Below are 23,706 nucleotides of genomic sequence, written 5' to 3'. Positions count from 1 at the left end.
CTATTGGAGTTGGAGGAGGTTGCGGTAACCAAGCTGTTGGATAAATTTTTTGACCAAAATCGGTTGTATCTCTTCAAGCGTAATAGGGCTACTCACCAATGCACTGACTTGCGTCATTTTCATATTCGCATAACCGCAAGGATTGATAGACGAAAAAGGGGTGAGATCCATGGCGACATTCAGTGCTAATCCATGTAGCGAGCAACCTTTATGTATTCGTAAGCCTAAAGAGCAAATTTTTTGTTGCTGAACATAAATACCAGGCGCTTTAGCATCAGCGTAAGAAAGAATACCGAAACAAGCTAATGTTTGTATTACTGTTTTCTCCATTGCTGTAATTAATTGACGTGGGCTGATCTTTAACCGGTTGAGATCTATCATCAAATACATCACCTGCTGACCTGGGCCATGATACGTAATTTGTCCTCCCCTATCACTTTGAAAAACCGGAATGTCACCCGGTGCCAGGAGATGTTCAGCTTTACCCGCTTTCCCTTGGGTAAAAATAGCGTGATGTTGTACCAGCCAGATTTCGTCTAGCGTTGTTGGCTTGCGCTGTTCTGTCAGATCGTGCATCGCCTGCCATACCAGATGGTAGGGTTTTAACTCGAGTTGTCGCAAAATAATGTGCTCTGGAGGCGAACATGTTGACATAGCATTTCATTTATATTTGTGTAGCCGAATCATTTTAATTTTATTCAAGGCGAAGAGTTATAGTACGGCAAGCGACGACAACACTTAAATCAAGTTAACATGATTTGGCTACAAGACCACACGAACCAACGGCAGATTTGCCAATTCTCTATATAAGGTTTCTATTTGTTTAATATTCACCACTTTAATGGTAATAGAGATCGAATGATAGCGATTTTTGCTGCTGGTTGTCACTTTCGGTGCGTAATCCCCTGGCGCGTAGCGTTGCACTACCTCAACCACCTGATCAGGTAATTTTTGATCAGCGATCCCCATTACTTTGTAGGTAAAAAAACAAGGAAATTCAAGCAGTTCATTTAATTTTGTTTTCATTATTTATTTTTATTCCTTTTTCTTTAACCGAACCAGCGATGAAATAGCAGAATGATATGGTCGAGAGCACGGCTGAAGATACCACCTTCTTTTACTTCATTCATGACGACTAAAGGACGCTGATCGATGGTTTTACCATCAAGTTGAAAATTAATGGTACCTACCACTTGATTTTTTACCAGAGGGGCGCGTGGAGCTCTGTGCTATTGAGAACATAACTGGCTTTCAGATCAGCCATTCTACCGCGTGGAATAGTTAAGTAGACATCTTTTTCTGCACTTAATTGAACGCGATCACTGTCGCCAAACCAAGCAGGCTCTGAGGCAAATTCTTTATTGGCTTTCAAAGGCTCCACGGTTTCAAAAAAACGAAAACCCCAGGTCAGCAATTTTTTGCTTTCGATTTCACGTTTTTTACTTGAACTCGCGCCCAATACTACCGAGATCAAACGCATGGATCCTTGGGTTGCCGAGGTAACGAGATTATAACCCGCTGCTTTAGTATAGCCGGTCTTGATCCCATCCACCTGCAAATCTTTATCCCAGAGTAAACTGTTACGGTTTCATTGCCGAATTTTATCGAAGGTAAATTCTTTTTCTTTATAGATAGCGTATTCTTCAGGTACATCGCGAATCAATGCTTGGCTAATCAATGCCATATCACGAGCCGAACTGTACTGCCCTTGCGCATCTAACCCATGTACGGTTTTAAAATGTGTATTTTGTAGTCCGAGGGTCGCTGCATAATTATTCATTAGGCTAACAAAGTGATCTTGATCACCTGCAACATAATTCGCCATAGCAACACAGGCGTCATTACCGGATTGTAGATTAATGCCTCGACTCAGATCAGCAACAGAAACGCTATCACCTGGTTTGAGGAACATCAAGGAAGAGCCTTTGAATTGAGGATTACCGGTTGCCCAGGCATCGGTACCGATGGTAACCCGATCACTATGACTGATTTTTCCTGACTTAACCGCTTGCCCAATAATATAACTCGTCATTATTTTAGTGAGACTGGCGGGGTCACGTCGGGCATCTGCATTGTCTTCTGCTAAAACTTGGCCTGAATGATAATCCATCAAAATATAAGCTTCAGCGTTTATCTTAGGTACGTTAGGGAGAGGATTATTTAAACTGGTATTTTTTGTAAAAGAGGTGTCCGCGAAAGAAGTGGTACCTATCACCATCGCACTGAAAAACACGATGCTATTGATTAAAAATATGTTTCATCAGCTGTCCCGCTATCAGTAAAAACAAGTCAATAGTGCCGCCACTATAACAAAAGTTGATATACCTTTCGCCTTTCAAGTTACGGCGGCGTTGGCTGCGGGTGTTCGCCGAATCACGTAGCGTGCCTACGCTCATCGGTCGGTCGCCCTGGCCGCCGAAGGCAACTTCAAAGACGAAGAGTATATTTTATAAATTTTTGGATAACATTTTTCGATGGGAATGTATTGACATAATAATGCCAAATCCGGCCATTAAGACAATGAGGGCTGAGCCTCCGTAACTAACTAAAGGCAAAGGTACGCCCACAACGGGCAAGATCCCACTTACCATACCAATATTAACAAAAACATAAACAAACAAAATCAGCATCAAGGCTCCGATCATCACTCGGCCAAAAGTGGTTTGTGCACGAGCGGCGATGATCAAGCCTCGCATAATGATAGATAAATAAAGTACTAATAAAACTAATACGCCGAATAATCCTAATTCTTCCGCCAAGACAGCAAAAATAAAGTCAGTATGGCGTTCAGGTAAAAATTCTAACTGTGACTGAGTACCATGTAACCAACCTTTACCGAATAATCCCCCGGAGCCAATGGCAATTTTTGATTGGATAATGTGATACCCGGCTCCCAAAGGATCTTTTTCCGGATCAAGCAGCATCATGACGCGATCATGCTGATAATCATGCATCAAAAAAAACCAAAGAATAGGAATAAAAGCAGCGATCAATAAAACAGCAACGCTAATTAAACGCCAACTCATTCCTGCGAGGAACAGCACAAATAAGCCAGAGAGTGCAATAAGGATCGCGGTGCCCAAATCGGGTTGTGTTGCTACCAATAAAGTGGGAGTAAAAATAAGAATGAGGGCGATCAGGGTATTTTTAAACGATGGCGGGCAAAGATCACGATTCATAAAACGTGCCACCATCAAAGGTACTGCAATTTTAGCAATTTCGGAGGGTTGAAAACGGATAAAACCGAGATCAAGCCAGCGCCTTGCTCCTTTGCTGATTTGGCCAAATACATCAACCAGCACCAGTAAGAAAATACAAATAAGGTAAAGATAAGGGGCCCAGTTTTCGTAGGTTCGTGGCGGGATTTGCGCCATCAGCAACAGCGTAAACAAACCGAACACTATCTGTGTGATCTTACGCTCCATCATGCCGACATCCTGCCCACTGGCACTCCACATAATAAAGGCGCTATAAGCTAATAAGAGCAAAATACAGATCAGTAACGGTATATCGATATGAATTTTAGACAAGAGCGCCTGTTTTTGGTGATTATCCGTCATCGCGTAATGGCCTTTCTGTGTTGGGGAGCTGACGTTCCGCTCCGTTGTCATTGCGCAGCGTATAGTCGAGGATCTGGCGTGTAATACTTCCTATACTGGCACCCGAGCCCCCGTTTTCCAACACAATAGTAACGGCTGCCCTTGGATTATTAAAAGGCGCAAAGGCCGTCATTAATTTATGATCGCGCAAACGTTCGGCAATTTTACTTGCATTGTAGGTTTCATAACTATAAACCTGTGCAGTACCTGATTTAACCGCCGCTTTATAAGGGGCGTCTGCAAAACTTTTGTGAACGGTACCATTAGGATGATTAGCAACACCATACATCCCTTCTTTTGCTATTTCCCAATACTGGGAATCAATATCGCTCATCTGAACCTGTTCTTTCTGTTGGTAAGGTATCAATACGCCTTCTATTTTTGTGTTTGATAATAGATGAGGACTTTTGACAACCCCGTTGTTGACCAGTGTCATTAACACCTTTGCCATTTGAATGGGGGTTGCGCTCCAATAACCTTGACCTATGCCCACGGGGATAGTATCTCCTAGATACCAAGGTTTTTTATGACGTTTTTGCTTACATTCACGGGTTGGCATTACACCGGAAGCTTCTTCGGATAAATCGATGCCAGTGTACTCACCATAACCAAATTTTGTCATCCATTCCGATAATCGATTAATACCCATATCGTACGCTATCTGATAAAAGAAAGTATCGGATGATTCTTCTATGGCTTTCACAATATTGACACGACCATGACCCCATTTTTTCCAATCACGAAAGCGTTTTTCTGAGCCAGGCAATTGCCACCAGCCAGGATCAAACAGGCTGGTATTTTTGTTGATCACTCCGGCACTCAGCGCTGAAACTGCGATATAAGGTTTGACCGTTGAGGCGGGCGGATAAACGCCTTGAGTAGCACGGTTGATGAGAGGGCGGTTAGGATCATTGAGTAATGTTTGATAATTTTTCGTCGAAATGCCATTGACAAATAAATTTGCGTCATAGCTTGGATTAGACACCAAAGCTAATATACCGCCGGATCGCGGATCAGTCACCACCACGGCAGCACGGCTGCCACTAATTAATTTTTCGATGTGGATTTGTAATTTTAAATCCAATGTTAAATAAATATCTTTTCCCGCTTGCGGAGGTTGCTCCCTTAATTGCCTTATTACTCGGCCTCGATTATTAACCTCCACTTCTTCATAACCTGTTTTGCCGTGTAAAATGGATTCATAGTAACGTTCTATTCCCAATTTACCTATATCATGCGTTGCGGCGTAATTCGCTAGCACGCCTTCTTTATTCAGGCGTTCCACTTCTTTATCGTTGATTTTGGCAACATAGCCGATGACATGAGTCAAGCTAGCCCCATAGGGATAATAACGCCGTTGATAGCCGTTGACTTCTATACCGGGAAAATTAAATTGATTGATGGCAAAACGCGCAACCTGTACTTCGGTAAGAGGGGTTTTTAGTACAATTGAAGTAAAGCGGCGTGAACGTTTGCGTTCTTTTTCAAAATTAGCGATATCTTCGTCGGTCAATTCAACGATTGGCCGTAATGCTTTCAGTGTTGCCGGCAAATTTTCTACTTTTTCTGGCATCAATTCCAGCTGATAAATAGTACGATTTAACGCTAATGGCTCGCCATTACGGGCATAAATAATGCCACGACTTGGTGCAATGGGAACCAGCTTGATACAATTTTCATTAGAACGTGTTTGATAAATTTCAAAACGAGTAATTTGCAAATGGTATAAATTCGCGATTAAAACCGCGCTTAACACTAGAACACCAAAAACGGCAATTAAAGCACGGCGAACGAAAAGGTCAGACTCTGCTGAGTAATCACGAAAAGAGGTACATTTTTTTTTCATTCGGCTAATGCTATTTCATTATTATTCAGGTTGATCTTCCAATTATCCCCGATGGGTAAGGGTGGCTGCTCTTATTGATGTTGATGGCTCTTGATACTGATTGTGCGTTGATACCTTCTCTGACTGAAATTGTTGAGGGGAGCCCGCCTTGAAAGGCGGGGTTTTACAGCGCATTGAATAAAATATATCGTAAAAAAAGAGGGAGCACCACGTTACCCCCCAAAATAACAGGTTAAGATAAAACTTCCCTTCATAAGAACAAATATTGCTCTAAATAATTGCTCTAAATAACAGCAAAACTGTTAACCTAGACTAAACTGGTTAGAGATTTCTAGCCAACAAAGAAAGGAAAATATCATGATTAACGGTTACTATGAAATTAAAAAAGCGAAAAACGGGCAATATTATTTTAATTTAAAAGCAGGCAACCACGAGATTATTTTGACGAGTGAGATGTATGTTAGTAAAGCCTCGGCAGAAAATGGTATTGCTTCGGTACAAACCAATTCCCCCGATGAGAAGCAATATGAAGTGAAGCTTAATGTTAGAAATGAACCTTATTTCTTATTGAAAGCTAAAAATCATCAAGTCATTGGTAAGAGCGAATTTTACAATTCTGATGCGGCAGCCCAAAAGGGGATCGCTTCTGTTAGTCGTAATGGCAAGACAACGGATGTGCGCGATCTTAGCGATAAGGAACTGTGATTTTTAATAGACTTCTGGCAAAACCTACTGCGTAGTACGAAGTTAAATCTTCAGTAGGTTTTGCCAGAAGTCTACTTTTTTGAATAAAAATCATCCGTTCTCATCAACAAATATTCCCCCTTGTCCAAACATTATTAATTGTCCGTTTACCCATATTGGGGTAAAGGGTGGCGTATTATGCTGTGTAAAATCATCTATTAATCCATCGACCATAAGACCGGAAGTGGGATTATGGTAAAAAATAGGCGTGTAATGGTATTCAAGTGGCCGTCCTGGTAAAGATTTTTGCACGAACTTCCCTTTAAAAATAAAGCGATTATCATTAGGGTCAACAATAGTACTGAGCAGTGTATTTTGGTTGATAACTATTTTGACATCATAAATTTCTTTTTTTTTCGACAGTAAATCGTAAAAACCAATTTGTAGGTGATTTATTTTTTTATTTGTCATTTCGCTAGCACTGAAAACGGAAGACGAGGCTAGCCATTGGATTATTATTAACAGGATAAAATTAGTTATCACAGGGAAGAATTTCATTCATCTTTCTCTCTGTTTCACGGTAAATGAGATGATTTAGATTTTTATTGTCAAGACGCCAATGGTAGATACTCATATTGAGCTGTTGTTTTTTACAATCATTCTCAATGACGAAGGTGTAATCGAGTTTGTCTAGTGATAGATGATAATAAATACTCAAGTGCATTTTTTTTGTTTTACTGTTTTTATTAAGTAAAAACAGCGTATCTTTCAATCTATCATGAAGATCGTCTTCATTTTTTATGCGTTGCGTCGGATCCTTTATTTTAAATAAACGGATATGGCTATAAAGGCTCTGTTTTTGTTCTTCGGCAAAGAAATGGGATGATGAATGGTTATGAGGATCGATAACAAACAAAATGCAGCCACTCACCGCAATGGTTAATAAAATAGCGAAAATTATTTTGACTCTCGCTAATAAAAATATTTTTTTTGCTAACAACCACCAAGAAACCAGAATCGATTTTTTTTCGCTAAAGTTTGGGCAATGGGTTACTGCTAGCTGAAAGCGATCTTTTTCAGCTGGCTGAAAAGCGCTGTTATTATCTTGATATGGTTTATTTTGATCTTTATCCGCATCATGATTATTGTCATCAGTGAGGTTATACCCTTCGCCTTTGAAGCCGCCGCATTGTTGACTGCGGGGGATCGCCGAATCACGTAGTTGTCTACGCTCATCGGTCTCACCCCCTGGCCGCCTAGCGGCAACTTCAAAGGCGAAGGGTATATTTTTCGGAGGCATGTTCTCATTTGCCGATGAGTGATCCTCTTTTTCGATAGCGATACAATAAGAAGCATCGAGTAAATAACCTTTTTTAGGGATGGTTTGAATAATACGCTGTTGTTTTTTATTATCATTCAGCGCACTCCTCAAGGTATGAATTGCATTGGGCAGGCTATTGTTACCAATCACACGTTTTTCCCACACTAAATGGGTCAGTTGATCACGAGAAAGGATCTCGCCCGCATGCTGTAACAAGATATCGAGCAATTTCAGCTGATACTCACCAAGGCGTTTTGTCTCACCAGAATATTGATGAGTCATGCACCCGGAATAAAGATCAACCCGCCAATTATTAACAGAATATAAACGTTTTTTCATGGCAATGATTCAACATATAAGAAAAAAGTGTCATGTCAATCCTTATTTTTACCTAAATGATAATAGTTTTAATATAAGACAATGAATATTTTTGATTGTCTTTTTTTTAATTTTGTGTTTTTCAACCTTGTTGAAACAAGAGATAGACATTTTAAATAAAATTTAAGTTATTTAATCAATTTAATATTTTTACTCTACAAAGAAAAAATAATCAATAGTTTGATGATTAATAGACTGATTTCTTTTGATTTTGCGTCAAGCCAAGATTGAATTGTTTTTCTATATTATTGAATTTAATTGATAAATATTTAATTTTCATACTGCCATGATAAAGATTTCAATTGAATTCAGCGAATGTTAATAAATATAATTAATTATGTAATAAATATGTTTATTTGACCCGATATAAATAATTTTATAACAAGCTTAAATAAGCCATTTTTTATTTAAAATTAGCCAGAAAATGTCGATTTCTCATTCCTTTTATCCCTGATTTTATTATTTTAATCGCCGATTATCTTAATTAAATTGATTTAATTTCTCCGATGCAAATGTCGCTTATATCAGGTACCAACAAGGAGCTAATAGGTAGCCCCTTCATTAAGGAGATATTAATCATGCCAATAAGCTCAATAACTTCGACTAATGCCCATGCAGCGATTAGAGACAGTAACAAAGAAATGAATATAGCTTCGGATAAAGTTGCCCGTAATTCACGTAATTTAAGTCCATCTGAAGAACAAATTCTTAACGGTATGAAAGCGGCTGCTAGTGGGACACGTGTTACTTTGCGTAACCTTTCTGACGCAACCTCTATGTTGCAAACAATGAAGGGTGAGTTAGAAGAAGTAGGCGCGATCATTGTGAAAATGGATGATCTGGCTTTGCAGGCGGCTAATGATACCTTTTCCGCTGAAGAGAAAGCGGCACAAACCAAAGAATTTAACAAATTGGGCGAGCAATTGGAGTCTATATTTGAAAAGAGTAACTACAGAAACGAAAAAATCCTGAGTGAAGACGGCCTGTTGAGCCGTGAGGCAGGGCTGAAATTCCAAACGGGTACCGGCAAAGACGATCAGTTAAAACTGAACTTAAAAGAAGCCGTAAAGGCATTACGTGACCTTATTAAGGCGGGGGATTCTGATGCTCTTAAAAGCTTAGATCTAGCTGCTGCTGATGTTCCCGCCAAAGCCATTGATATATTAAGTAAAGCACGGCAACAGTTAGGTAATATACGTGCAGAGTTATCTGTCAATATTAATCTTTTGGGGCACATAACCAATAGTGTAAACAATACATTAAAAAGCAACACTGATTCTCAAAGCAACCTAACGGCTATCAATCTCGCTGAAGAAATGGAAAATTTTCATAATGCGATGCAAAACAATGATTTGTCTTTGAAGATGTTGGCTAAAAAGCAAGAAGCACAGCAATCATTGGTACGTAGTGTATTGAATTAAAGCCCTCAAACTTTAGTTTAGATTTTCGATAATTAAAAACACCGCTTTAGGGCGGTGTTTTTAGTACTCATTTTATTGCCGCTTTCCGCTAGAAACCAAAAAGAGAAAAAATGCTTCCGCAATGATTTTTATATAGTTTTAAATCAATGGCTTATTGTTGGTATGCTTATTGCATTTAATTAAGATATGGATCACTTCAACATAGTGAGAGGGATAATGGTTGATAGTATTAGTGGATTTAAAATCGATAATCCTGAGTTTAAAAAACAGGCTGAAGAAATGGCGAAGAATCAGTTTTATGCTCAATCCGTTAGCTTAAAAAATGTTAGCTTAAAAAATGAACGAAAAATTTTTCAGGCTGAAGAAAATAGATGGGGAGAATTCCAAAAGACATTAGAGACTTTTCGTGCTGATCTTAACGTATTGAATAATGCTGATATGGTACAAAATTCTGTTATCAGCAGTGATCCTCAAGAAAAATACGTCAAGATCAGCCACGATAGTAAAGCGATTAGAAGTTCGCATACAGTGGACGTGCTCGCGTTAGCCAGTGAGCATAAAATTATTTATAAATCCCTTGATGATGATCAGATTGCTAAGGCGAGTGGTTTATTAACATTGGCCATCAACAGTAAGTCATTTGAAATCGATTTATCTGCACTACAGAACAAGACGTTAGAAGGTTTGCAACAAGCTATCAATACGCATCCCGATAATAAAGGAATCGTTGCTTTAATTTATCGTCTCGATGGCAAAAAAACATTTAGCTTAGCAAGCAGTGAAAGCGGTGTCGCCAATACAATGAGCGTGACTTCCAGCCTATTGACTGGAGGAGAGGAGCGCCAAGCGCAAGATGCACACATTAATATTGATGGCCAAGCAACGAGCAATCCAAGCAATCAATTTGATGATATTGTGTCCGGCTTTTCCATTGAGCTGAAAAAACTTACCGGCTCTAGTCCCGTCTCTTTCTCTCTTTCTCTCGATACATCAGCAACGACACAACAAGTAGAAAAATTTGTTCAGGCATATAACGCACTCGATGCTGCCGGTAATGACCATATTATTAACTTAAAACGTTCATGTCTAAATGAAATAAGAGAACTGAAGACACGAGTGGTACAAATAGAAAGAAGCGGAAAACTGACAGTTGATAAAAATTTAGCCACTTTATTAAAACAAAATCCTAACGCTTTGACGACAATATTTAACGGAGAAAACGGATTGGTTAACCGTATGATAAATAAGTTATCGGTTTATTTTGATCCTCCCAAAAACATTAAAGGTAAAAGCAGTGAGAGTTTTATTCAATTGAATTTAAGGCGCTTAGCAGAAAAAGATAAGGAGCTTACCGCTAAGGAAAAAGCACACCAGACAGCGCTGGAGAAATTTAAAGAAGAGTCAGAAAAAAGATTAAGACAAAATGCAATAAATGAGCTTAAGAACAAAAGGTTCGTCGAAACTCATTTCCCGTCAAGGCGCAATTATTAGAAAAACGGAACCCGGTGTATGTATCAAAACCAAGATTATCGTTTGTATCAGCAGGATGATATCGCTGCTCAAGCTTGTGTTGCGACCTCGCATCAACTGGTGTTGATGTTGTTTTCAGCGCTGATGGATGAGTTGATACGAACCAAAAGCCATATCAAAGCTAAGCGTTATGAACACAAGGCGACAAGCGTCAATAAATGCATTGATATTATCAATGCGTTGACGGCAGTGCTCGATTTTGACAACGGCGGCTCCGTTGCGGCGAATTTAGCACGTTTATATGACTATTGTGTGTATCGGCTGTATGACGCCAGTAATCAGTTATCCATCGAGTTAATTGTAGAGGTCGAAGGCATCATCACTAATCTTTATAACGGTTGGCAAACATTAGGAAAAAAATAAGGAATAAGGAATGAATGGAAATTTATGCAACGCTGATAAGAGGACAGTAAAGTGAATACGCCGTCGATCAATTCTGCGCTACCAAGCGGGCAAAAAAGCGAAAACAAAATACCTATTGCAATCTCTAAAATATCTGAGGCTGGGGCTGTAGAGTTGCGGGAAACATTTAATGATGTATTCACGCAGATGGGAGCCGATCTATCCCCCCCCTTAACCCCGGCTAGCTTTGTGAGTGAAGAAATCGACAGCCCGGCTGTTGTTGTTGATCCTTTGGATTTTGTGTTAGCGGCGCAAGGGCAGGAAAAAATGCCTCACAATGAGGCAATAAGCGCAAAATCAGCCGTTATTAGAGACGCTATTAGCCTCTTTGCCACCTTATTTAGCGCCGATGGGGATGCAGCAATCTGTATCCTCATCTGATGCTGAGCATGATAATGCATCCGCTCTCAGCCAAAACCCCCCTTTAATATCAGTAGAAACACCGGGGCGATGGTCAACGGCTGAAACTAAAGTCAATTTGGTCACGGCAAACGCAAAGGAGACATCTGATAGCCTCATTGTACGCTCAAATCCGACGCCTGCTAATCCAACCAATGTGCCAACAACCTTAATAGCGCAATCTAATTTAAATCATGCTCCAGCGGGGGAGGGGATTAGCGCTTTAGAGAAACCGTTCACTCTAACAAACGATAAAGATCAATGGCCACAGCAATTACGTACGCTGCTGGGGGAAAGATTAAAGCTGCAAATAGAAAAGGGAACGCAGCACGCCAGTATTCGTCTTGATCCCCCTGAGATGGGAAAAATAGATATTTCTGTCAGTGTCAACGCGGGAAAATTACAGATTCAGATTAATGCCAGTCAAGGGGATATTTATCATATGTTGCAACAAAGCAGTGACGAACTGCGGCAAAATCTAACGTCAGTGACGACCCATCAGGTGGAAGTGCAAATTTCTTCTGGTGACAAACAACAACAACAGAAACAACGGACACTTGAATCAGGATCACACATCAGTGCTGCTGGAAATATGACTATTGAAGAAGAGCAGAGTGCAGGTGGTGATGGCACTCTTTTAGCAACCGTTTAATGGATTAGTTTAGTGGGTTATTTATGATTATGTCTAAGAGGTCAAAAATACTGATATTTTTAGTTATTGTTGCCACTGTTGTTGCTGGATGGATGGCATTTAATTATCAGCGTAATATAAAAAGGAGCGAATTAATCCACCCATATGGTGCCCAAAACATTTTGTGCGGGGAAGTAAACCGGTACAGTTTGTTGAAATTAAAAATATGGTTATCACGCTTAAGAATATCGATGATGAAGAGCGTTATATGCTATTAGAATTGGGCATTGCCACCGGTGATGACGCGGATGTTAAAAAAGTAACAGCGCTAACACCTGCCATTCGTGGTGCCACTGTGAATTTACTTTCTGGTATGAATTATCAAGAAATCCGTAGTTTTACTATTGCTGATTTACGCCAAAGCTTAATGAGTGAATATCAAAGAAACTTTAATGAATTAAAAGTTCCTATGCCATTCGATGATGTTGTTATTAGTAAAATGGTTTTTCAATAATTCTATGACAATGATATGTATTGATGAAAATATAGCATTGACCTCTCTGGATGAAGGGAAATATCTTGATGCTTATTTACCCCTAGTAAAACGTGTCGTTCGGCAGCTATCGTTTCAAGCCGACAGCGTTTTAGAAAGAGAAGATATGCAGCAAATTGCATTAATGGGATTGCTTGAGGCTCTGCGCCGCTATGGGCATCCCGATCAACAATTTGCCGCTTATGCGGTGCATCGTATTCGCGGTGCAATACTGGATCAATTGCGTGAGCATGATTGGCGTCCCCGAAGATTAAGGCAAAAAACACACAAAACAAACGAAGCGATAAGAGAATTGGGAAAAAGGTTAGGGCATGAACCTAATTACGATGAGATTGCCGCAGAGTTATCCATTACCCCGCAAGAATATCAAGAGTATCTGTTATTAGAAAATGCCAAGGCTATGGAAAGTTTAGATGATCTTCTCTCGTTAGAAACGCATAACGATGCGCTGCAAAGCCGAGAGTTAGAGGAGCAAATGATTATCCAAGACAGTCTCAGGCAAGCCATTGGTACATTGGATGACAGAGAAAAGCTTATTTTAAGTCTTTATTATCAGCAAGAACTGAGTTTGAAGGAAATTGCATTGGTATTAGAGCTGACTGAAGCGAGAGTTTGTCAACTAAATAAAAAAATAGCAGAAAAAATTAAAAAATTTTGTAGCCATTGAGGAAGTTATGCAGAAGTTATTGGGTTTGATTATTATTATGTTCTGCGTTATTGGCGGTTATTTAATGTCGGGAGGCATTATGTCCTCTTTTTGGCAGCCAGGCGAAATTATTATTATTTTAGGGGCTGGGATGGGTGCCATGATTTTGGCTAATCCTAAATATGTATTAGTAGAAATGTGGCAACAAATAAAAAGTGTCGTCAGTAAAAATCAATATACTTTAGAATTTCAACAACAATTGTTGTTATTGTATGAATTATTAGAAATGGTTGATGAAGGAGGATTGAAAAAATTAGATGAACATATCGAAATTCCGGAAAATAGTACGCTATTTCAAAAATACCCGCTTATTTTGAAACATAAAGGTTTAGTCACCTTTATCTCAGATAATTTTCGTTTAATGGCGATGGGCAAGATAAATGAACATGAACTAGAAGGTATTCTAGAGCAAGAATTAGGCGCTGTTGAGGAACAACTGCTGGTGCCGTCGCGTTCTATGCAACGGACAGCAGAAGCCATGCCTGGTTTTGGTATTTGTGCTGCGGTGCTAGGTATTATTATTACCATGCAATCGATAGATGGCTCCATTGCTTTAATTGGTATTAAAGTTGCCGCGGCATTGATCGGCACCTTCCTCGGGGTATTTATTTGTTATTGCTTTATGGATCCCTTAGCCAATGCCATGGAGCAAGAAATGAAAAAGAGACTTTCTTTTTTCGAATGTGTCCGTATCGTTTTGGTCAATCATGTCGCGGGTAAACCTTCCTTATTGGCAGTGGATTCAGGGCGTAAAATGTTACCGCTTGATAATAAACCCACTTTCGCCACCCTTGATTCCTGGATCAACAAAATGGAAGGCGCCTAAATGAGAGGGCAAGCTCGAAGTACACATACCACCATTATCAAACGTTCCGCCAAGAAACATCATGCTGGTGTTCATACTGGGGCTTGGAAAGTCGCCTTTGCTGATTTTACTTTGGCAATGATGGCGTTGTTTATGGTGTTATGGATAGTCGGAGCCGTTTCGGAAGAAGAAAGACATGAAATTATGTCCCATATCCATGGCAATACCATATTCTCTAATCAGTCATTTCTTTCTATTCCGTTGAAGAATAAAAATGGCGCAGACAAAAATTTTGAGATGCTTCACACCAATAAGACACGTGACAGCATGAAAGAAAGGGCGCGCGAAAATCGTTTGAAGGAGCCTTTCAAGGAGCCCGATCAAATACGCAAAGAGGTTGTCGATAAATCGGCGACAGAAATGCAAGATCTATCGCGGATGGTACTGGAAATCAGCAAAGCACATAATGCGCAATCCAATTTAAACATAGAAATGGTTCCACAAGGGTTACGCATTTTGATACAGGACGATAAAAAGCGAGAAATGTTCCCGCTGAGTAGTGCATTGCTCACGCCTTTTTTCACACGCTTATTAGCTGAATTAGCCCCTGTTTTAAATGATCTCAATAATAAAGTTATTATTACCGGTCATACCGATGGTGCGCGTTATCGTGATCAAGAGCTTTATAACAACTGGAATCTATCAGGAGAAAGGGCGATGGCGGCGCGACGGGCGTTAGAAAGAGGAGGATTAGATGATGCTCATATTTTACAAATCAACGCGATGGCTGATCAGATGTTGCTTGATGAAAAGGATCCTTTAGGCGCCGCAAATCGTCGTATTGAAATTATGGTGTTGACGAAAGCCGCCACCGAGATGCTGTATCAATTTTTTGGTGATCATAACCCAAAGGTGATCCAAACCGATTTGAGTGATCAGCATACAAAGGTGATCCAAACCGATTTAAGTGATCACCTTACAAAAGAGCTCAAACTGAGATAGAAAAATGATAGATGACGAAGTGTATGTCACGCGAGACGATACGACCGGCGATGTAGTGTTGTCGAATTGACCCGGTGCCAAAACATGGAATGAATTTTTTGAATTATTACATGAGATCGAGGTACCAACTGATTTTATGGTTGATCTGCCATTGAATGTACTGTCGAAAGCGGGGGGTATTTTTGATGACGAGATGGTTTTGCGTGGCAAGGAAGAAAACAGGTGATAGCGACAGAGCAGTTTCGTCATCGCTAAGCATTGACTATAATGGCACCGCGTTTTTTTAGCGTCTGTTCGAAATCTCTTGTGTGGGGTTAAGAGATTTTGAACAGACGCTTAATGCTGTCCCCCAATGCTTTGCAAACAAGAGAAACTTTGCTTATGGAAATACTGCGCGGCTCTGCCGCTTTGTCGGCTTTTAAAATCACTAAACTGCTGTCTCGTTGTAAGGATTTGTGTTTACCGGTAGATGATATCTACGCTGAATATATTCATTTTGCTGATCTCAGTGCTCCATTAAATGCAGAGGAAAACACTAAGCTGGCACGTTTGCTTGAGTATGATTCTTCTGTTTCTCCTCGGCAAGCTACCTCAGAGCGCGTTGTGCCAGGGCGTTTACTGCTGGTAACACCGCGATTAGGTACTATTTCTCCCTGGTCTTCTAAAGCCAGTGATATTGCGCATAATTGTGGTTTATCTAAGGTATTACGTCTAGAAAGAGGCGTGGCTTTTTATATTCAAAGTGTCGAGTTGACATCGACGCAATGGCAGCAGTTGGCAGCAATGCTGCATGATCGTATGGTTGAAGCGGTATTTACCGATTTTCCCTCCGCGAAAGAGATTTTTCCTCAAAGTGCTTCTCATATACCCCCTGCTTTAAAACAGGTCGATATCCTGAGCCAAGGGCGCACCGCATTAGAGCACGCTAATAACCAGCTCGGTCTTGCCTTAGCCAAGGATGAAATTGATTATTTATTCGACTCTTTTACTCGTTTGGAGCGTAATCCAACCGATGTTGAGCTGTATATGTTTGCGCAGGCCAATTCAGAACATTGTCGTCATAAAATTTTTAATGCCGATTGGGTTATTGATGGTATTAAGCAACCTCGTTCGTTATTTAACATGATTAAAAATACTTTCGAGCAAACGCCAGACTATGTGTTATCAGCCTATAAAGACAATGCGGCAGTCATGGAGGGATCACGAGTCGGACGTTTTTTCCCCGATGCTGAGACTGGGATCTATGATTATCATCAAGAAGAAACGCCTATTTTGATGAAAGTGGAAACGCATAATCATCCGACGGCGATATCTCCTTGGCCGGGAGCGGCTACTGGCTCAGGCGGTGAAATTCGTGACGAAGGTGCCACCGGGCGGGGTGCTAAGCCGAAAGCCGGTTTAGTCGGTTTTTCCGTTTCTAATTTACGTATTCCTAAGTTTGAACAACCTTGGGAAGAAGACTTCGGTAAACCGGATCGTATTGCCACTGCATTGGATATTATCACCGAGGGGCCTCTTGGCGGGGCAGCATTTAATAATGAATTTGGCCGCCCGGCATTATTGGGCTATTTCCGCACTTATGAAGAACGGGTGAAGGCTCGGTTGAAGAGCGATAATAGCGATGAAAATCGCTATGAATTACGGGGTTATCATAAACCGATTATGTTGGCGGGGGGGATAGGCAATATTCGCGCTGATCATGTACAAAAAGGTGAAATTCCTGTCGGCGCAAAGCTGATCGTCCTCGGTGGTGCAGCGATGAATATCGGTTTAGGGGGAGGCGCTGCCTCTTCGGTCACCTCTGGCCAGTTAGGGGCAGAGTTAGATTTTGCTTCGGTACAACGGGATAATCCAGAAATGGAACGCCGTTGCCAAGAAGTGATCGATCGCTGCTGGCAGCGGGGCGATAAGAATCCAATCTTATTTATTCATGATGTCGGCGCAGGGGGTCTGTCAAATGCGATGCCGGAATTAGTCAATGATGCGGGGCGGGGCGGAGATTTTGAATTACGCGCCATCCCGAGCGATGATCCCAGCATGAGCCCATTGGAAATATGGTGTAATGAATCACAAGAACGTTATGTGTTGGCAGTCAATCCCGATCAAATGAAAGAATTTGATGAAATCTGTCAGCGTGAACGTACGCCTTATGCGGTAATTGGTAAAGCCACCGCAAAACAAGATCTGACAGTGAAGGATAGTGAATTTAATAATCAGCCTATTAATATTTCACTGGATATATTATTAGGAAAACCGCCCAAAATGGTACGAGAGGTGACTCGTTTACCCGTCTGCGCTGAAGCGCTGAATCGTGAAAAGATCGCCATTGCTGACGCCGTAGAGCGTATTCTGCATCTCCCGACGGTAGCTGAAAAAACCTTCCTGATCACCATAGGCGATCGCAGTGTGACGGGAATGGTGACGCGCGATCAAATGGTGGGGCCTTGGCAAGTTCCGGTAGCCGATTGTGCCGTCACCAGTGCCAGTTTAGACAGTTATCATGGCGAAGCGATGTCTATTGGTGAACGCGCGCCAGTGGCGCTGTTGGATTTTGCTGCCTCTGCGCGTTTAGCGGTCGGTGAAGCATTGACCAATATTGCCGCGACTCAGATTGGCGAATTAAAACGGGTTAAGCTTTCGGCTAACTGGATGTCTGCCGCGGATCATCCAGGTGAAGATGCTGGGTTGTTTGATGCTGTGCGTGCGGTGGGCAAGGAACTTTGCCCGGAGCTCGGTTTAACTATCCCAGTAGGAAAAGATTCGCTGTCGATGAAAACCTGTTGGCAGCAAGGCGATAAACAACGGGAGATGATTTCGCCATTGTCATTGGTGATCACGGCCTTTGCGCGGGTTGAAGATGTTCGTAGTACCGTCACGCCACAGCTACAGCTTGCTCCGGAAGACCGTGATGATAAAAAAGATAATAATGATAAAAATGCGCTTTTATTGATCGATTTAGGGGCGGGTCACAATGGATTGGGGGCAACCGCCTTGGCGCAAGTTTACCGACAATTAGGGGATAAAGCGGCTGATATTCGTAATGTGTCCCAATTAGCCGGTTTCTTTAATGCGATGCAATCTTTGATTGCCGATCGCGCACTGTTGGCTTATCACGATCGATCTGACGGCGGTTTGTTGGTGACATTAGCCGAAATGGCCTTTGTAGGACACTGTGGTATTGATGTGAACATTGCATCCTTAGGGGAAGATACCTTAGCGGCGCTATTTAATGAAGAATTGGGCGCGGTGATCCAAGTTTCTGCTCAGCAGCGTAGCAAAGTGGAACAATGTTTAGCCGACCATGGTTTAGCAGATTGCGTGCACTATTTAGGCCGTGCGACTGCCGGGGATGATTTTATTATCCGCCACGGCAATGAAGAGCTATACCAGGAGAGTCGTACCACTTTACGTTGCTGGTGGGCTGAAACCACCTGGCAAATGCAGCGGTTAAGTGATAATCCAGAGTGCGCTGATCAAGAGCATCAGGCGAAAAAAGACAATACTGATCCCGGTTTAAACGTGAAATTAACTTTTGATCTCAACGAAAAGATTGCAGCGCCTTATATTGCCCAGGGAATACGGCCAAAAGTGGCGGTATTGCGTGAGCAAGGGGTGAATTCTCAGGTTGAAATGGCGGCGGCGTTTCATCGTGCGGGGTTTGATGCTGTCGATGTGCATATGAGTGATCTACTCACGGGAAGAATAAATTTAACCGATTTTCAAACCTTGGTTGCCTGTGGGGGGTTCTCTTACGGCGATGTGTTAGGTGCCGGTGAGGGATGGGCGAAATCTATTCTGTTTAATAACCGCTTACGAGATGAATTTACCGCTTTTTTTCATCACTCAAACACGTTGGCATTAGGGGTTTGTAATGGCTGTCAGATGATGTCTAATTTACGGGCATTAATTCCTGGCGCAGAGCATTGGCCTCATTTTAAGCGTAATTTATCGACACGTTTTGAGGCGCGTTTCAGCTTAGTGGAAGTGGTTGCCAGCCCTTGTTTATTTACACAGGATATGGCCGGTTCACGTTTACCTATTGTTGTTTCACATGGTGAAGGGCGAGTTGCAGTAGCAGATAAAGATTTAACGCTATTGGAAGAAAAAAATCAGGTGGTACTCCGTTTTGTCGATAATAAAGGGATATGCACTGAGCAATACCCCGCTAATCCAAATGGCTCTGTCAAGGGGATCACAGCGCTAACCAGTACCAGTGGCAGGGCGACCATCATGATGCCGCACCCAGAACGTGTTTTCCGTACGGTTAGCCATTCTTGGCATCCCGCGGACTGGGGTGAAGACAGCCCTTGGATGCGTATGTTTCGTAATGCAGGTAAGCGATTTAAATAGCATAATTGATTATATATAGCCAAAGCAGTTTAATTTGATTCTGCGTTGTCGTCGCTTGCCGTACTATTTGTACTGTCTGCGCTCCTCCGCCTTGAATCAAATTAAACTAATTCGGCTATACCCTTCGCCTTTAAAGTTACGGCGGCGTTGGCCGCGATCGCTCATCCCAGTCATGTACCGATTCAGCTATATGCTCATCAGCCCCCTGGCTGCCTAGCGGCAGCTTTGAAGGACGGTGGGTATAAAAAAACGGCTCTCTGAGCCGTTTTTTAATTTCCTACCATCACTAAAAATATTATTTTAAGTCTATTTTTTAATCGTTAACATTAGCCACTGAGAGCCTAAAGATTTGGAACAGGCTCTGAGAAGCTAAAAGCTAATTAAATCTATTCACCAGAAGTGTGGGTAATGTCGGTAAAAATGCATTGGGCACGTTGGACATAACATTGAAAAGATTTATTTTTTCAGGGTTTGCCCAGCCATGAATTTCTGCGATTAATGTGTCCATTAAGTTAACTTCTTTGTTTTTGCTATCGGCATTGGTCAATAGGTCACTTTGATTAACCTCAGATTCAGTTGCATTAGTGGTAAGCGGGGCTTCAGTATTTTCTTTTGTTAAAAAAAAGCTATTGATTAATTTTTGATTAGCATCGTAATGTTCAGTGCACTTCTTAAATAATTTACCCTCACTATCATAGAAATAATCGACTTCACTACGACCTATAAACTGATTATCATCATCGTATTTTGATTCGATTAGATGAATTAATTTATCTTTTTGATCGGTAAATTCATGCCGGATAGTTAATAAGTTACCTTCAGCATCATAATTAAATGTCATGCTATTTGTGCCAACGATTTTTTTATCGGCGTCATATTCCGCTTCTTGCTGGGAAACCAATTGGCCATTAGCATCATATTGATACTTAACCTCAGCAGTGCCGATCAATACACCTTTTGGGTCATATCTTGACGTGCTTTTTTTCAGTAAACGTCCTTCGGTGCCATAATCTTGGAAATTTTTTACATATTCAGTGGGTTGATTATCTGCATCATAATGTATTTGATTTTCCGTTAACAAACGACCCTTTGGATCGTAATCAAATTCGCTATTTATTTGCTTAACCATTTTTTTATTGGCGTTATATTCTGACTGAGTATGATAAGTTAACAGACCCTGAGCATCATAGACGGCTTCACTACTGTCAGTCATTAAACCTTTGGTATCGTAGTTAAATTCTCTTTTTCTGATACTCATGCCCCTCTCAGTGAGATCATATTTCGATTTTACTTTCTGAATTAATTGATTATTGGCATCGTACTTTAGTTCAAGACTGCCTGTCATCACATCACTTGAATCGTATTCAAATAGGGTTTTAACGGTATTTACCAACTCACCTCTAGTGTTATAGTGAGACACTACCCGGTAAGTAAAATGATTATTGATATCGTAGGTAGAACGTGAGCAGCTGACGAGTTGATTATTTTTATCATACTTATTGATGACTTCTTCATAGCCGATGAAATTATCATCGATATAGTTAAGTATAAAAACATTGATTAATTTATTATCTTTAAATTCTTGTATATGTATGTGCGCATTATCGTCAACGATTTTATATTTTTTTTCTGCACCAATAGCGGATGAAGTATCATTATTGTATCGATGGAGCTGAGCGGTTTTATCTACGATCATTTTATTGATGGCGTTTAATGAACGATAGTCTTGCATGCTTATAGTAGGAAAGGGGCCACCCGCAATTAACGCAAGGGTATTAGTGTGAGATAAATATTGATTCATATATGAGGATCCATTATTTGATTTTTTATATAAATAAAATTGTATATTTATTAACTTAATATGCAAGGTAATATTATGCATTAATAATTTACAACGGATAAATCTTCTATCTTACTTCCTAGTTCATAACATGAATTAATATTTAAATGATCGAATATAAATAATATTTATAATGCAAATACCAATATAGCATAACAGAATTATTATTTATTGGATCAACTTAGATAATTTTTTATTTTAACGAGATAACGTGTTTTTTATTGTTTGAAGCTGGTCGATATAACGACCAGCCGGCCAAAGTACTAGTGTTTAACCTTCAGATCATTTTTAATACTTTTCACACCGTCAATTTTTTTATCTTCAATCGCTTTTTGTGCTTTTTCTATTTGTTCTTTATTTTCTACATCACCGCTAAGATGCACCACACCGCTATTAGTTTCTACCTTTACATCATGTGAAGGTACGCCACTGGTCGCGAGTAATACCGCTTTTACTTTGGTGGTAATGAAGGCATCATGGGCAGATGCAGTGATGGATTGGCTCTCGCTCGGTGGTTTTGCACCGCCCGCTTTAGCGGCCTCTGCGGCGGTTCTTTCAGCCTGAGCAGGGTCTTTCGACACCACTTCATCGATTTTGCTTCCTGTTTGTTCAACCGAATTTTCTGCTTTATTCGATACGGGTTTAGCGAAGAGGCTACCGCTCATACTGGCCATCCCTAAAGCGGCGGCTATAAGTGAATAAGTAAATTTTTTATTTTTCATCCATCTATTCCTGTGTTAGTTATGAAACCAGTAGTTAGTGAAAAGTATTAACCGGTTATTTCAGTAAACAATATAGACTATTATCAAGATAGTTACAGTAAGGAAAAATAATCCATTAAAAACAAATAAATAAAATATTTTTGCTTACATAATAGGCGACAAAACACAACAACGCACAACTTTTCAGTCATTATTTATCAATAAGTTACCTATTCATTTCGACCTGTTATTTATGCCATTTCTGCTAGTCTTTTTATATTATGCCAAATAAAGACTAGACTCATCTCAGTACAAAAACCAGTTTTTATGAGTCTGCTTACTGTCGTAATTGAAGCGGCGGTGAGCGTCAAGTTAGCGAGCAGGATAAAGTGCGCTTTGTCGATGTATTAAACCCTGAAGTCTTGCCTTTATCATGATGATGCGGGCACGTAAAAATGTACTCCGGCCGTCGTGGCGATGCGTATTCACTTTCGGCTGTTTTTCAATAGACCTCTTCGGAAACTATCATTTATCTAATTTCCATATTATAAATTGCAGCAATCAGATTAAATCTTAATCCAAAACGTTTTCGCCTGTTTCGATAACGGTCTGATACAATTTTAAATCTTTTAATCATACCAATGACATGTTCGTTTAATACACGCTGGCTTGATAACGCACGATTGTTGCGTTTATCTTCTTTTGTTAAGGGATTTTTCTTTGTCTTTTTCTTAGGCAACGCCGAGTTTGAATGAATCTTGCCAAGCCCTTGGTAACCTGTATCGGTAACTGTTTTGATGTCAGGATGTATTCGCACACCAGACTCCTTAAACAACCTAAAATCATGGCGCCTCCCATTCGTAAAGCTTGTACAGATGACTGCTTTACTTTTTTTATCAACGAGCACTTGTGTTTTTAAGGTGTGTCGTTTCTTTTTTCCTGAGTAAAACGGCTTTTGTTTTTTTGGGGACGTTCAATCGGCGTTTCTGTGGCATCAATAAGAACCAGCTCATACTCCCTATCCCTTTTTAATACAGCTTTGCGTCCAGGTAGGGCAAAATCAGGATGCTTTATTAGCGTATTCTCTATCCATTTAATCGTTTCATAGCATGTGCTCTCACTCACGCCATAGCTTTGGCTGACATGAAAATAAGTGCGATATTCTCGTATATACTCCAGTGCCATTAATAAGCGCTCTTCTAAACCCCGCTTGGGTTTCCGACCTCCTTTCCCTTGCTTACTCTTATCTGCTTCATTCAATATCTTTATCATCTTTTCAAATGTACTGCGTTTAACACCCGTTAAGCGACGAAATTTTTCCTCTTCCAGTACTTTTATTACTTCATATTTCATGGCGGCTCCTTGTTCAGGAGTGTTTTACCAAAATTCTTATATGAATGCTAGTTTCCGAAGAGGTCTAATATTTCCTTACGGCAGTGTAGTGGCATAGTTAATTTGGCCACCTGATAAAAACCAAGTGATAAACTCAGGTTATCAAAACAGGTGGAATAATGAAGAAGAAACCCAAACTACCCTAT

General features: G+C 40.6%; 21 protein-coding genes and 1 pseudogene. 11 read left to right on the top strand and 11 right to left on the bottom strand.

Annotated elements, in window-relative coordinates:
* From lipB to mrdA, 6 genes and pseudogenes are all read right to left on the bottom strand, one after another.
* Positions 1-654: a lipoyl(octanoyl) transferase LipB gene (gene lipB / locus REG_RS03385; RefSeq protein ID WP_006704470.1), complete on the bottom strand. Its 654-nt coding sequence runs from the start codon at positions 652-654 to the stop codon at positions 1-3.
* A gap of 108 nt (positions 655-762) precedes the next feature.
* Positions 763-1,026, bottom strand: coding sequence for a DUF493 family protein YbeD (gene ybeD / locus REG_RS03380; protein ID WP_006704468.1), 264 nt, complete (start codon positions 1,024-1,026; stop codon positions 763-765).
* A gap of 23 nt (positions 1,027-1,049) precedes the next feature.
* A pseudogene (gene dacA, locus REG_RS03375) lies at positions 1,050-2,218 on the bottom strand (D-alanyl-D-alanine carboxypeptidase DacA).
* 19 nt (positions 2,219-2,237) lie between these two features.
* The gene (locus REG_RS13085) at positions 2,238-2,396 is read right to left on the bottom strand and encodes a hypothetical protein (protein ID WP_176603370.1); all 159 of its coding nucleotides are present in this window, start codon (positions 2,394-2,396) and stop codon (positions 2,238-2,240) included.
* Positions 2,397-2,447: 51 nt separating this feature from the next.
* A complete protein-coding gene (gene mrdB / locus REG_RS03370) occupies positions 2,448-3,560 on the bottom strand; it encodes a peptidoglycan glycosyltransferase MrdB (RefSeq protein WP_039907009.1) in 1,113 nt (370 codons plus the stop codon).
* Positions 3,550-5,445 carry a peptidoglycan DD-transpeptidase MrdA gene (mrdA, locus tag REG_RS03365; protein ID WP_006704464.1) on the bottom strand — a complete coding sequence of 632 codons (1,896 nt, stop codon included), beginning with the start codon at positions 5,443-5,445 and terminating at the stop codon, positions 3,550-3,552. The genes mrdB and mrdA overlap by 11 nt, the downstream gene beginning before the upstream one ends.
* A 357-nt stretch (positions 5,446-5,802) precedes the next feature.
* Between mrdA and REG_RS03360 the strand changes: the two genes are divergently transcribed.
* On the top strand, positions 5,803-6,150 hold the full coding sequence (locus REG_RS03360; protein ID WP_006704463.1) for a YegP family protein: 348 nt from the start codon (positions 5,803-5,805) through the stop codon (positions 6,148-6,150).
* A 90-nt stretch (positions 6,151-6,240) separates the two neighbouring features.
* Here REG_RS03360 and REG_RS03355 read toward each other — a convergent pair whose 3' ends face one another.
* Positions 6,241-6,687: a hypothetical protein gene (locus REG_RS03355; RefSeq protein ID WP_039907008.1), complete on the bottom strand. Its 447-nt coding sequence runs from the start codon at positions 6,685-6,687 to the stop codon at positions 6,241-6,243.
* On the bottom strand, positions 6,662-7,789 hold the full coding sequence (locus REG_RS14045) for a winged helix-turn-helix domain-containing protein (RefSeq protein ID WP_006704461.1): 1,128 nt from the start codon (positions 7,787-7,789) through the stop codon (positions 6,662-6,664). Before REG_RS14045 ends, REG_RS03355 begins: the two co-directional genes overlap by 26 nt.
* Before the next feature lie 617 nt (positions 7,790-8,406).
* On the opposite strand from REG_RS14045, the gene REG_RS03345 reads away from it, so the two are divergent.
* The 10 genes from REG_RS03345 (at position 8,407) to purL (ending at position 19,627) form a co-directional block, all read left to right on the top strand.
* Complete coding sequence (locus REG_RS03345) at positions 8,407-9,249, top strand: flagellin (RefSeq protein ID WP_039907007.1); 843 nt, start codon at positions 8,407-8,409, stop codon at positions 9,247-9,249.
* Positions 9,250-9,465: 216 nt separating this feature from the next.
* Positions 9,466-10,740 (top strand): flagellar filament capping protein FliD, encoded by a 1,275-nt coding sequence (fliD, locus tag REG_RS03340; protein ID WP_039907005.1) that lies wholly within the window; start codon positions 9,466-9,468, stop codon positions 10,738-10,740.
* Positions 10,741-10,758: 18 nt separating this feature from the next.
* The gene (fliS, locus tag REG_RS03335) at positions 10,759-11,142 is read left to right on the top strand and encodes a flagellar export chaperone FliS (RefSeq protein WP_006704458.1); all 384 of its coding nucleotides are present in this window, start codon (positions 10,759-10,761) and stop codon (positions 11,140-11,142) included.
* 51 nt (positions 11,143-11,193) lie between these two features.
* Positions 11,194-11,562 carry a hypothetical protein gene (locus REG_RS03330; RefSeq protein WP_006704457.1) on the top strand — a complete coding sequence of 123 codons (369 nt, stop codon included), beginning with the start codon at positions 11,194-11,196 and terminating at the stop codon, positions 11,560-11,562.
* Complete coding sequence (locus tag REG_RS10670) at positions 11,537-12,232, top strand: flagellar hook-length control protein FliK (RefSeq protein WP_006704456.1); 696 nt, start codon at positions 11,537-11,539, stop codon at positions 12,230-12,232. Before REG_RS03330 ends, REG_RS10670 begins: the two co-directional genes overlap by 26 nt.
* Before the next feature lie 163 nt (positions 12,233-12,395).
* Positions 12,396-12,725, top strand: coding sequence for a flagellar basal body-associated FliL family protein (locus REG_RS11870; RefSeq protein WP_006704455.1), 330 nt, complete (start codon positions 12,396-12,398; stop codon positions 12,723-12,725).
* Positions 12,726-12,729: 4 nt separating this feature from the next.
* Entirely contained in the window at positions 12,730-13,431 is a 702-nt protein-coding gene (locus tag REG_RS03315; protein WP_039907167.1) for a FliA/WhiG family RNA polymerase sigma factor, read from the top strand.
* 7 nt (positions 13,432-13,438) lie between these two features.
* Entirely contained in the window at positions 13,439-14,296 is an 858-nt protein-coding gene (gene motA, locus REG_RS03310; protein WP_006704453.1) for a flagellar motor stator protein MotA, read from the top strand.
* The gene (gene lafU, locus REG_RS03305; protein WP_006704452.1) at positions 14,297-15,277 is read left to right on the top strand and encodes a putative lateral flagellar export/assembly protein LafU; all 981 of its coding nucleotides are present in this window, start codon (positions 14,297-14,299) and stop codon (positions 15,275-15,277) included.
* Between the two features lie 381 nt (positions 15,278-15,658).
* Positions 15,659-19,627 carry a phosphoribosylformylglycinamidine synthase gene (gene purL, locus REG_RS03300; protein WP_039907004.1) on the top strand — a complete coding sequence of 1,323 codons (3,969 nt, stop codon included), beginning with the start codon at positions 15,659-15,661 and terminating at the stop codon, positions 19,625-19,627.
* Positions 19,628-20,003: 376 nt separating this feature from the next.
* On the opposite strand, the gene REG_RS03295 is transcribed toward purL, so the two are convergent.
* The 3 genes from REG_RS03295 to REG_RS11865 form a co-directional block, all read right to left on the bottom strand.
* Entirely contained in the window at positions 20,004-21,428 is a 1,425-nt protein-coding gene (locus REG_RS03295) for a hypothetical protein (protein WP_141553601.1), read from the bottom strand.
* Positions 21,429-21,730: 302 nt separating this feature from the next.
* The gene (locus tag REG_RS03290; RefSeq protein WP_006704449.1) at positions 21,731-22,189 is read right to left on the bottom strand and encodes a BON domain-containing protein; all 459 of its coding nucleotides are present in this window, start codon (positions 22,187-22,189) and stop codon (positions 21,731-21,733) included.
* A 508-nt stretch (positions 22,190-22,697) separates the two neighbouring features.
* Positions 22,698-23,521 (bottom strand): IS5-like element ISRein1 family transposase gene (locus tag REG_RS11865; protein ID WP_260200023.1). Its coding sequence is split into 2 segments (ribosomal slippage): positions 22,698-23,134 and positions 23,134-23,521, totalling 825 coding nucleotides; the frame shifts between segments, so codons are not numbered across the junction.
* Positions 23,522-23,706 lie beyond the last annotated feature (185 nt).

The organism is Candidatus Regiella insecticola LSR1, assembly GCF_000143625.1.
GTDB lineage: Bacteria > Pseudomonadota > Gammaproteobacteria > Enterobacterales > Enterobacteriaceae > Regiella > Regiella insecticola.
This window is presented reverse-complemented; position numbering and strand designations above follow the sequence as displayed.